9 protein-coding genes and 1 pseudogene are annotated in these 11294 nt (G+C 70.6%); 4 read left to right on the top strand and 6 right to left on the bottom strand.

The window, feature by feature from the left end; translation table 11 throughout:
- The 6 genes and pseudogenes from ACIQJT_RS27040 to ACIQJT_RS27015 all read right to left on the bottom strand — a co-directional run.
- Window positions 1-182: pseudogene (locus tag ACIQJT_RS27040) on the bottom strand (sugar phosphate isomerase/epimerase); the annotation flags it as partial.
- A gap of 15 nt (window positions 183-197) precedes the next feature.
- Window positions 198-1394: a Gfo/Idh/MocA family protein gene (locus ACIQJT_RS27035; protein WP_402647705.1), complete on the bottom strand. Its 1197-nt coding sequence runs from the start codon at window positions 1392-1394 to the stop codon at window positions 198-200.
- A 65-nt stretch (window positions 1395-1459) separates the two neighbouring features.
- Window positions 1460-2509, bottom strand: coding sequence for a substrate-binding domain-containing protein (locus ACIQJT_RS27030; protein WP_402647702.1), 1050 nt, complete (start codon window positions 2507-2509; stop codon window positions 1460-1462).
- A 127-nt stretch (window positions 2510-2636) separates the two neighbouring features.
- Window positions 2637-3665 carry an ABC transporter permease gene (locus ACIQJT_RS27025; protein WP_402647699.1) on the bottom strand — a complete coding sequence of 343 codons (1029 nt, stop codon included), beginning with the start codon at window positions 3663-3665 and terminating at the stop codon, window positions 2637-2639.
- A complete protein-coding gene (locus tag ACIQJT_RS27020) occupies window positions 3662-5185 on the bottom strand; it encodes a sugar ABC transporter ATP-binding protein (RefSeq protein ID WP_402647696.1) in 1524 nt (507 codons plus the stop codon). Before ACIQJT_RS27020 ends, ACIQJT_RS27025 begins: the two co-directional genes overlap by 4 nt.
- Before the next feature lie 427 nt (window positions 5186-5612).
- Complete coding sequence (locus ACIQJT_RS27015; RefSeq protein ID WP_365464384.1) at window positions 5613-6794, bottom strand: ROK family transcriptional regulator; 1182 nt, start codon at window positions 6792-6794, stop codon at window positions 5613-5615.
- Between the two features lie 626 nt (window positions 6795-7420).
- On the opposite strand from ACIQJT_RS27015, the gene ACIQJT_RS27010 reads away from it, so the two are divergent.
- The 4 genes from ACIQJT_RS27010 to ACIQJT_RS26995 all read left to right on the top strand — a co-directional run bounded on the left by ACIQJT_RS27010 (window position 7421) and on the right by ACIQJT_RS26995 (window position 11044).
- A complete protein-coding gene (locus ACIQJT_RS27010) occupies window positions 7421-8209 on the top strand; it encodes an ABC transporter permease (RefSeq protein WP_256979587.1) in 789 nt (262 codons plus the stop codon).
- A 65-nt stretch (window positions 8210-8274) separates the two neighbouring features.
- The gene (locus tag ACIQJT_RS27005) at window positions 8275-9327 is read left to right on the top strand and encodes an ABC transporter substrate-binding protein (RefSeq protein ID WP_402647692.1); all 1053 of its coding nucleotides are present in this window, start codon (window positions 8275-8277) and stop codon (window positions 9325-9327) included.
- Window positions 9314-10132, top strand: a complete 819-nt coding sequence (locus ACIQJT_RS27000; RefSeq protein ID WP_402647689.1) for an ABC transporter ATP-binding protein — start codon at window positions 9314-9316, stop codon at window positions 10130-10132. The genes ACIQJT_RS27005 and ACIQJT_RS27000 overlap by 14 nt, the downstream gene beginning before the upstream one ends.
- A gap of 27 nt (window positions 10133-10159) precedes the next feature.
- Window positions 10160-11044, top strand: a complete 885-nt coding sequence (locus ACIQJT_RS26995; RefSeq protein ID WP_402647686.1) for a TauD/TfdA dioxygenase family protein — start codon at window positions 10160-10162, stop codon at window positions 11042-11044.
- Window positions 11045-11294: the final 250 nt, after the last annotated feature.

Here is an 11294-nt window from a genome sequence, read left to right as displayed (position 1 = left end):
TCGAGCAGGGCGTGCCGGGAGTCGAGGTAGGAGGGGTCGGACAGGGCCTTGTCGACCTCGAAGTGGTCGCCCCAGCAGGCGAGTTCGAGTCCGTCATAGCCGAAGTCGCGGGCCAGGCGGCAGACCTCTTCCAGGGGCAGGTCGGCCCACTGGCCGGTGAACAGGGTGAACGGGCGCGGCATGGTCTCCAGGCCTCCTCAGACGGCGATCGGGGTGTAGACGGAGTTCTTCCCGGCGCTCTCCTCCACCGCCGCCAGCACCCGCTGCACCTGCAGCCCGTCGGCGAACGACGGCCTGGGAGCGGTGCCCGACGCGATCGCCTCGACCAGATCACGGGCCTGATGCACAAACGTGTGCTCGTAGCCCAGACCATGCCCCGGCGGCCACCAGGCGTCCAGGTAGGGATGATCCGGCTCGGTGACGACGATCCTGCGGAACCCCGCCGTGGCGGCGGGCTCCCGATGGTCGTGGAAGGAGAGCTCGTTGAGCCGCTCCAGGTCGAACGCGAGCGATCCGGACTCTCCGTTGATCTCCAGGCGCAGGGCGTTCTTGCGTCCCGACGCCATCCGGGTCGCCTCGAACGTGGCGAGTGCTCCCGAGGCGAGTCGGCCCGTGAAGACAGCCGCGTCGTCGACCGTCACCGGCCCCCGCTCGGAGCCGCCGGACGCCGTCAGGCCGGAGGACGGACCGTCGAGGCGGGGGCGTTCCCTGACGAAGGTCTCCGTCTGGGCGGAGACACCGACGAGGACCTCGCCCGCCAGGTACTGGGCGAGGTCGACGATGTGCGCTCCGAGGTCGCCGAGCGCGCCCGACCCGGCGTGCTCCCGCTGCAACCGCCAGGTCAGCGGGAAGTCGGGGTCGACCAGCCAGTCCTGGAGGTAGGTCACCCGCACGTGGCGCAGTGTGCCGAGCCTGCCGTCCGCGATGAGGCCGCGGGCGTGGGCGAGGGCCGGCACGCGCCGGTAGTTGAACCCCACCATCGCCAACTGGCCTCGCGCGGCGGCCGCTTCGGCGGCCGCGACCATGGCCTCCGCCTCGCCGACTGAGTTGGCCAGCGGCTTCTCGCACAGCACGTGCTTGCCCGCCTCCAGCGCCGCGATCGCGATCTCCGCATGGCTGTCGCCCGGTGTGCAGATGTCGACGAGTTGCACGTCGTCGCGGGCTATGAGGGCACGCCAGTCGGTCTCCGCCGCGGCCCAGCCGTGCTTCTCGGCCGCTGCCCGCACGCCGCGCGCGTCGCGTCCGGCGACCGCGGCCATCACCGGTCGCAGCGGCAGATCGAAGACGTGCCCTGCGGTGCGCCAGCCTTGTGAGTGCGCGGCGCCCATGAACGCGTAGCCGACCATGCCCACGCCGAGCGTCGGCGGTGCGGTCCGGCCGTCCCTCTGTTCCATACGGATCTCTCCTCGTCGGAGTGTCACTGACTCATCGTGGTGTGCGCGGCCCGCGGCCGGTCCGGTCAGATGAAGCCGGTGGGCAGGTACTGGTCGACGTTGTCCTTGGTGACCACGGCCGAGTACAGGGTCAGCGAGGACGGGATCTCGAACTCGGCGAGCCCGCCGATGCCCTTGGACTGGCCGAGCGCCCGGGCGAGGTCGATGGCCGAGGCGGCCATGGTCGGCGGGTACAGGACGGTCGCCTTCAGCACGCTGTTGCCGGCCTTGATGGCGTCCATCGCCGACTTGGCGCCCGCGCCGCCGACCATGAGGAAGTCGTCGCGGCCGGCCTGGTCGATGGCGCGCAGCGCGCCCACGCCCTGGTCGTCGTCGTGGTTCCACAGCGCGTCGAAGTCCGACTGGGCCTGGAGGAGCTGGGCCATCTTGGCCTGCCCGGACTCCACCGTGAACTCGGCGGCCTGGCGGGCCACCTTGCGGATGTTGGGGTAGTTCTTCAGGGCGTCGTCGAAGCCCTTGGTGCGCTGCTGGGTGAGTTCCAGGTTGTCGAGTCCGGCCAGTTCGACGACCTTGGCGTTCTTCTTGCCCTTGAGCTGCTCGCCGATGTAGTGCCCGGCGTTGAGACCCATGCCGTAGTTGTCACCGCCGATCCAGCAGCGGTACGCCTGCGGGGAGGCGAACACGCGGTCCAGGTTGACGACGGGGATACCCGCCCTCATGGCCTGCAGGCCGACCTGGGTGAGCGCCTTGCCGTCGGCCGGCAGGATCACCAGGACGTCGACCTTCTTGTTGATCAGCGTCTGCACCTGGCCGATCTGCTGGGCCGTGTCGTTGGAGCCCTCGGTGATCTCCAGGGTGACGTCCGAGTACTTCTTGGCCCGGTTCTTGGCGTTGGAGTTGATGGCGTTGAGCCAGCCGTGGTCGGCCTGCGGTCCGGCGAAGCCGATGGTGACGGCCTTGCCCGGCTTGTCGTCCGCCACCGGAGCGGCCTTGTCCGCGGCCTGTTCCTGCTCCTTGGGCTCGTTGCTGGTGCAGGCCGTGAGCAGCGCGCCGGCGGAGACGGCGGCGGTCCCGAACAGCAGTGCTCTGCGGCTTGTGGCGGGTGTTCTTGCCATGGCGGATCAACCCTTCGACTGGGCGGTGTGCGTCGGACGGAGTCCGACCGGAAGTGTGTGTCCGTGGGAGGAGGCGGGGGCCGGACGGCGGTGTCAGGGGCCGCCGTCCGGCGTGTGCCGCACGGTGTCAGGCGTCGCCGTGCAGCGAGCGGCGCTGGACCAGGACGGCGGCGACGATGATGGCGCCCTTCGCGATCTGCTGGACTGCCGTCTCGAGGTTGTTCAGGGCGAAGATGTTGGTGATCGTGGTGAAGACCAGGACGCCGAGGACGGAGCCGATGATGGTGCCGCGGCCGCCGCTGAGCAGGGTGCCGCCGATGATCGCCGCGGCGATGGCGTCGAGCTCGTAGAGGTTGCCGTTGGTGTTCTGCCCCGAGCCGGCGAGCACGATCAGCATGAACGCGGCGATGCCGCAGCACAGCCCGGACAGCAGGTACAGGTAGAGGCGCTGACGGCGGACGTCGATGCCGGCCAGCCGGGCGGCCTCGGCGTTGCCGCCGACGGCGACGGTTCGGCGGCCGAAGGTGGTGCGGTTGAGCGCCAGCCAGCCGATCACGGTGACCGCGGCGAAGATCAGGACGAGGGGCGGGATGCCGAGGATGTAGGAGTCCCTGGAACCCAGGTCGAGCACCGACGCCACGCTCACGATCTGCGTGCTGCCGTCCGTGATCTGCAGTGCGAGGCCCCGGGCCGAGGCGAGCATGGCCAGCGTCGCGATGAACGGCACCATCCGGCCGTAGGCGACCAGCAGGCCGTTCACGAGACCGCAGCCCACACCGACGATCACCGCGGTGAAGAGGATGCCCGCGAAGCCGTACTCCTGGGTGGCGACGGTGGTGGCCCACACCGAGGCGAGGGCGACGATCGCCCCGACCGACAGGTCGATGCCGCCGCTGGTGATGACGAAGGTCATGCCGACGGTGACGACACCGATCACCGAGGCCTGGGTGAGGACGAGTTGGAGGTTGCTCGTCGCGAGGAACTCGTCCGGTGCGGTGATCCCACCGACCGCCACGAGGACGGCGAGGACTCCGAGCAGGGACAGGGTACGCACGTCCCAGCGTGTCCCCGATCGACGTGAACTCCCCTGCTCGTCCGCGGACTTGGCGGCGGACGTCGGTACATCCTCGTGCGCCGCTGTGGTCGGCTGCGTCATGGCGTCGGGCTCCCTTCCATCACAAGATCGAGTACGCGGTGCTCGTCGAGCTCCCGGGCGTCCGCCGTGTGCACGACGCTGCCCTCACGGAGCACCAGCACCCGGTCGGCGAGCCCGAGGACCTCGGGCACCTCACTGGACACGAGAAGTACGGCCAGGCCCTCGTCGGCCAGCCGGCGGATCACCGCGTAGAGCTCCGCCCGGGCGCCGATGTCGACACCCCTGGTCGGCTCGTCCAGCAGCAGCACCTTGCAGCCCCGCAGCAGCCAGCGCGCGAGCACGGCCTTCTGCTGGTTGCCGCCGGACAGGGTCCGGATCGCGGCGTCGGGGTTGTCCGGCCGCAGGGACAGTTCCCGCACCGCCCGGTGCGTCGCGGCCCGCTCGGTGCGGCGGTCGAGCCAGCCCGCGCGGGCGAACCGGGACAGCGTGGAGATCGAGACGTTGCTGCTGACGGACTCCAGCATCAGCAGGCCCTGCGCCTTGCGTTCCTCGGGCGCGAGACCGATGCCGGCGCCGACGGCGGCGCGGACACTGCCCGGGCGCAGGGGCGTGCCCTCGACGAGGACGCGGCCCGCGTCGGGCTTGCGAGCGCCGTAGATCGTCTCCAGGATCTCGCTGCGCCCGGAACCGACGAGCCCGGCCAGGCCGACGATCTCACCGGGCCGCAGCTCCAGGTCGACGGGGGCGAACTCCCCTCGCCTGCTCAGCCCTTCGACCTTCAGCACGGGCTCCCGCCCCGCGGCGAACCCGGCCTCGGGCCGGTCGGGGAAGACGTACTCGACGTTCCGCCCGGTCATCAGGGCCACGACCTCGTGGGTCGGTGTCGACTCTGCGGGCAGGCCGCCCGCGACCGACCGGCCCTCCTTCAGGACCGTGACCCGGTCGCCGATCCGCCGGATCTCCTCCAGACGGTGGGAGATGTAGACGACGGCGACGCCCTCGGCCGTCAGGTCGCTCACGATCCTGAACAGGTTGTCCACCTCTTCGGGGTCGAGTGCCGCGGACGGCTCGTCCATCACGATCAACCGGACCTCGTGGGACAGCGCGCGGGCCATCGAGACGATCTGCTGCTGCGCCGCCGACAGGTCACCGACGAGCCGCGCCGGGTCGATCTCCGGGTGCCCCAGGCGGTCCAGCAGTTCCGCGGTCGCCGTACGGGCGGCCGAGCCGCGCACGACGAAACCCGCGGCGGTCGGTTCGTGCCCGAGGAAGACGTTCTCCGCGACGGACAGCCCCTCGATCAGGTCGAGTTCCTGGTAGATGGTGGCGATGCCCAGGCGCATGGCCGCGACCGGCGACCCCAGGGTCACGGGCTCGCTCCGCCAGCTGATCTCACCACTGTCCGGCTGGTGTGCCCCGGCGAGCACTTTGATCAGAGTGGACTTCCCGGCCCCGTTCTGACCGAGCAGGCAGTGGACTTCACCGGCGTGGACCTCCAGATCCACACCGTCCAGGGCGCGAACGCCCGGGAACGACTTCGTGATACCGGACATGGTGAGCAGGGGTGGTTGTGGTGCCATGAGGAATCCCCTCGGCGGATACGGGCCGTGAGCGGGCAGGGCTGTGCTGCGTGTGTCGGTCGCATGGACGGCTGTGGGAGTCCTGGCGTCGTGGTGGCGCGGAACGCGACGGACAGGGCAGGCCGGATCGCCCGCAACCGTGCAGGGGGTGACGGCCGCCGACGCCGCACGGGCGTTACGGCGGTGCCGTGGCTGTTCCTACGGCGGTGCTGTGGCTGTTGCGGTGGCGCCACCGGTGTTCCGGCGGCTCGCCCGCTGTTGCCGGGGCGTCACGGGGTTGCCGCGGCGCACCGGGTGTGCGGGATCGCCGATGAGGTCGCTCCGACCCTTGGTTGCGGGTGGGACGACGGCGCTCGATGAGGGACGCCACCGAGTTGCGTCGGCGCCCGTGATGATCCGCTGCTGACGGGGTGCGTCGGGCAGCGGGTCAGGCCGGTGAGAAGACGTGGTCGCTGATGAGCCGGGCCGCGCCGATGGCTCCGGCGGCCGGCCCCAACTCCCCCAGCACGATCGGCAGGTTGCCCGTGGCCAGCGGCAACGACTGCCGGTACACCTGGGTCCGGACACTGGCCAGCAAGGTGTGCCCCAGTCCGGTGACTCCGCCGCCGATCACCACCAGTCCCGGGTTGAAGAAACTGACGAGTCCCGCGATGACCTGACCCAGGCGTTTCCCGCCCTCACGGATCAGCTCCAGAGCCACCGGGTCCCCGGCCGCCGCGGCAGTCGACACGTCCTCGGCCGTCAGACGTCCGGCTGTCTCCAACCGGGCGGCGAGGTGTGCCGAGCGGCCCTCACGCGCGGCCTGCTCCGCGTCAGCGGCCAGCGCGGCACCGCTGAAGTGGGCTTCCAGACAGCCCCGGTTGCCGCACACGCACACGCGGCCCTCCGGTTCCACCTGGATGTGCCCGATGTCCCCGGCACTGCCGGTGGCCCCGCGGTGAACCTCGCCACCGGCGACGATGCCGCAGCCGATGCCGGTGCCGATCTTGACGCAGAGGAAGTCGCCCACGGAACGTGCCACGCCCGCGTGCATCTCCCCCATCGCCATCAGGTTCACGTCGTTGTCGACCATGACCGGGCAGCCCAGCTCCTGACTGAGCGCCTCCCGTACCGGAAAGCCGTCCCAGCCCGGCATGATCGGCGGAGCCACCGGTACACCCTCGGGGAAGCGGACCGGCCCCGGGACGCCGATGCCGGCGCCGTCGAAACCCTCCGCGAGCCCCGAGGCCCGCAACTTCGCCGCCATCGCCAGGACTTGCTCGAAGACCGCGACCGGGCCCTCGCGGACGTCCATGGGCTGGTTCAGCCGCCCCAGGACCTCCAGCTCCGCGTTGGTCACGGCGACGTCGATCGACGTGGCACCGATGTCCACGCCGAGGAAACGCAGCGTCGGCGCGAGCCGGATGTTGTGCGACCGGCGGCCGCCCCGGGACGGGGCCAGCCCGTCCGCGACGACCAGGCCCGTCTCCAGCAGCCGGTCCACCTCGACCGCCAGCTTCGATCGGGACAGGTTCACCAGATCGCCCATCTGGGCGCGGGAGTTGGACCCGTTGTCACGCAGCAGACGAAGCAGGCGCGCCTGATGGGTGTTCTCGGGCCGAGCAGTCATCCGTCTCACGATCCCCCTCTCCCCTCACCCATGACTGGGTCCCGGACGCCTGTCGCCGCGGACTGCGTGGTCAGGCCGTCGGGGAGGAACGTAACAACGATTTTCCAGAGTGGGAAGTACTTACGCGGAATAGGAGCCATCTTCTTCCACACAGAGGACAAAGTCAGATGGCGGTCTCCGCGGGCGCGCAGTCTCTCGTGTCCCAGAACCCCTGTCCCAGAAAGTGGGACACCTGTTGGTGCCGCGCCGCCGCTGCGGTAGAACTAGGTCTCGTGATCTCTGAGCTCTTGGTGCGACGCCTGGTCATCGACCTGTGCCGACGCGCGGGCTCCTGTTGTTGCTGATCCGAGCCTTCTGAAGCGCCCTTCCCTGCGGTGATTCGTCCCGCACGTGGGCTGTTGCCGCGCCCTCTTCCGGGTGCGCGCTCCTCTGTTCGTCATACGCCTCGCACCCGGGACCGGTCGCGCCGTGGCGGCCGGCATCCGCCGCTGCCCGCGCTCCGGCGCCTCCCGTCGCGCACCCCTGGAAGGACACCTGTGGTGACCGCTTCCGCTCAGACCAGAGCTCATGACGCACCGCCCCCCGCCGACGATCCGGTCCGCACACGGCGTGCGCCCCGACGGGGGCTGTCGGGGCGGCTGCGTCACGTCGCGCTGCCGCTCGGCTCGCTCCTCGTCTTCCTCGTCCTGTGGCAACTGCTGGCGGCGAGCGGCACATGGAGCGAGACGCTGGTCCCGCCGCCCGCCAAGGTGTGGGACGCCTTCGTCGACGTCTCCACCACTCATGACGGCGTACGCGGATACAACGGCACGACCCTCGTCGAGCACCTGGGCATCAGCCTGCGGCGCATCGCGATCGGTGCCGGGATCGGCATCGCCGCCGGCGTGGTCCTCGGACTGCTCATGGGCACGGTCGGGTGGCTGCGTTCGCTGTTCGAGCCGTGGATCACCTTTCTGCGCACGCTGCCGCCGCTGGCGTACTTCTCCCTGCTCGTCATCTGGCTGGGAATCGACGAGTCGCCCAAGGTGACGCTGCTGGCCGTGGCCGCCTTCCCCCCGGTGGCGGTGTCCACCACCACGGCGGTCGCGGCCGTGCCGAGGCATCTGGTCGAAGCCGCCCGTGCGCTCGGCGCGTCGCGCTGGGACGTGGTCAGGGACGTCGTCGTGCCCTCCGCCCTGCCCGAGACGCTCACCGGCGTCCGGCTCGCCGTGGGCGTGGCCTACTCGTCCCTCGTCGCGGCCGAGCTGGTCAACGGCCTGCCGGGAATCGGCGGCATGGTCAAGGACGCCGCCAACTACAACAACACCCCCGTCGTCCTCGTCGGCATCATCGCCATCGGCGCCTCCGGACTGATCATCGACGGCCTGCTGCTGCGGCTGGAACGCACGGTCGTGCCGTGGCGCGGACGCGCGTGAGTCCCCCTCCCTCCTTCACCCCCCTTTCGTTCCCTTCCATCTCCTCGCACAGAAACGGCGCCGTCATGTCCCGTGTCCCCGAAGGTCCTTCCCGTCGTCTCCTCCTCGCCGGCGCCCTGGCCGGACTGTCCGCGGCCGTCACCGGCTGCTCCTCGGACAGTGCGGCTTCGACGTCCGGCGGTTCCAAGCAGTTGCGCATCGGCTACTTCGCCTTCCCCAGCGGCGACTTGCTCGTGAAGAACAGAAAGCTGCTGGAGAAGGCGCTGCCGCAGTACACGATCAAATGGATCAAGTTCGACTCCGGTGCCAGCGTCAACCAGGCCTTCATCGGCAAGTCCCTCGACATCGCCGCGCTCGGCTCCAGCCCGTTCGCCCGCGGGGTCTCCGGCAGTTCGCCCATCCCGTACAAGGTGGCGTGGATCCTCGACGTGGCGGGCGAGAACGAAGCCCTCGTGGCACGCAAGTCCACCGGTGTCACCGACGTGGCCGGGCTCAAGGGCAGGAAGATAGCCACCCCGTTCGCCTCGACCTCCCACTACAGTCTCCTGGCCGCGCTGAAGTCGGCCGGTCTGGCCGCGTCCGACGTCCAGCTCATCGACCTCCAGCCGCAGGCGATCCTCGCCGCCTGGCAGCGGGGCGACATCGACGCCGCGTACGTGTGGCTGCCCACCCTGGACGAGCTGCGCAAGACCGGCGTCCAGCTCACCAGCAGCAAGGAGATCGGCGCCGCGGGCAAACCGACCCTCGACCTGGCCGTCGTGTCGGACGACCTGATCAGCCGCGATCCGCAGGCCATCGCCGCCTGGCGCAAGGCACAGGCCGAGGCGCTGCGGCTGCTCCGGTCGGATCCGGCGGGCTCGGTCAAGGCCGTCGCGGCCGAGATCAACATCAGTACCGCCGACGCGAAGGCCCAACTCGCGCAGGGAGTCTTCCTCACCCCGGAGCAGGTGGTCTCCGCCGACTGGCTGGGCACCGACAGCGGCCCGGGCAAGCTGCTCACCTACGTCACCGACACCGCCGCCTTCCTGGCCGACCAGAAGCAGATCGAGGCCGCGCCGTCGAAGGACACCGTCCGCAAGGCGTTCTACCTGGAGGGCCTGTCCGATGCCGTCAAGTGAGAGCACGACGATCGCGCACGGGACGGAGACCGCGCCCGCCGGTTCCATCCGCCTCGACCGCGTCACCCACGAGTACGGTCGCGGCGGCGAGACGTTCACCGCGGCCGGCCCGGTCGATCTGACCGTCCCCGCCGGTGAGTTCCTGGTCCTCGTGGGCGCCTCCGGCTGCGGCAAGAGCACCCTGCTGCGGCTGATCGCCGGGTTCGAGCGCCCCACGCACGGTTCGGTACGCGTGTCCGGCACCGAGCCACGGCCCGGCGACGCGGCCGGCGTCGTCTTCCAGACGCCTCGGCTGTTCCCGTGGCGGACCGTGCGCGGCAACATCGACCTGGCGCTGCGGTACGCGGGCGTCGAGCGCACCCAATGGCCCGCGCGCCGCGCCGAGTTGCTGGCCCGGGTCGGCCTGGAGGGCACCGAGAACCGGCGCACCTGGGAGATCTCCGGCGGACAGCAGCAACGCGTGGCCATCGCCCGGGCCCTGGCCGCCGAGAATCCGCTGCTCCTGCTGGACGAACCGTTCGCGGCGCTGGACGCCCTGACCCGTGAACGCCTCCAGGAGGATGTGCGCCGGGTGACCGAACGGACCGGTCGCACCGCCGTGTTCGTCACCCACTCCGCCGAAGAGGCGGTGTTCCTGGGCTCCCGGATCGTGGTGCTGACGAAGAGTCCCGGCACCGTGGCCCTGGACCTGCCGGTCCCCCTCCCGCGCGGTGACGTCGACGCCGAAGGGCTGCGCGACTCCCCCGAGTTCGCCGCACTGCGCGCACAGGTCTCCCACGCCGTCAAGACCGCTGCTGCGGCCTGAACTCCCCCTCCAGGAAAGGACTTCCTCGTGAGCATCCTCAGCGAGCGCCCGGCCGCGACCGGGTTGCCCCTCGTCCACCTCGGCCCGAACTTCGGAGCCGAACTCCACGGCATCGACCTCGCCCGCCTCGACGACGAGCAGGTCCTCGCCCTGCGCGAAGCGCTCGTGGCGCACAAGGTGCTGTTCGTCCGCGGCCAGCACACGCTCGACGACGCGGCGCAGATCGAGTTCGGGCGGAGGCTGGGCGAGGTCACCGTCGGTCATCCCGTCCACGACTCGGGGGACGTGGCCCCCGAGGTGTACGCGCTCGACAGTCAGGACAACGGGTTCGCCGACGTGTGGCACACGGACGTGACGTTCGTCGCGCGGCCGCCCGCCATCTCCGTCCTGCGGGCCGTGGTCCTGCCGCCCAACGGCGGCGACACCAACTGGGCGGACAGCCAGCTCGCCTACGAGTCCCTGTCGCCGGGGCTGCGCGCCCACATCGACACGCTGACCGCCGTCCACGACGGAAGCCGCGAGTTCGGCTACTACCTGGCCCAGCGCAGGCAGGGCAAGGGCAACCTGTGGGAGGGCGAGGTGTTCAGCGCGCTGACGCCGGTGGAGCATCCCGTGGTGCGGGTCCACCCGGAGAGCGGCCGCAAGGGTCTGTTCGTGAACCCGGGCTTCACCTCGCACATCGTGGGCGTCTCCGAGCACGAGAGCCGCGGCCTGCTCGACATCCTCTACGCCCATCTCACCAAGCCCGAGCACGTCGTACGGCATCGCTGGCAGCCCGGTGACGTCGCCCTGTGGGACAACCGCAGCACGGCCCACTACGCCAACCGCGACTACGGCGAGCAGCACCGCGTCATGCACCGCATCACCCTGCGCGGCGACGTCCCGCTCGGCCCGACACCGTCCCGCGCCTGACGGCCGGCTCAGACCGGCCCCAGCGACCGGCCGGCCCGCACCTCGTCCCGCTCACGTTCGATGAGCGAGCGGCGAGGTGCGGCGCGGCGTGACCAGCCAGGCAGCCCTGATGGCGATGACGACGAGGGGTCGTCGGAGTCGTAGGGCCCTGTAGAGCATGCGGACCAGGCAGTACTTCACGGAGCGTCGCTGCGTGGGTTGTTGGACGCGCTCCGTCTCCGCGCCCCCCCGAACCGCAGCGCCTTCACCC

The organism is Streptomyces sp. NPDC091972 (assembly GCF_044756385.1).
Lineage (GTDB): Bacteria > Actinomycetota > Actinomycetes > Streptomycetales > Streptomycetaceae > Streptomyces.
This window is presented reverse-complemented; position numbering and strand designations above follow the sequence as displayed.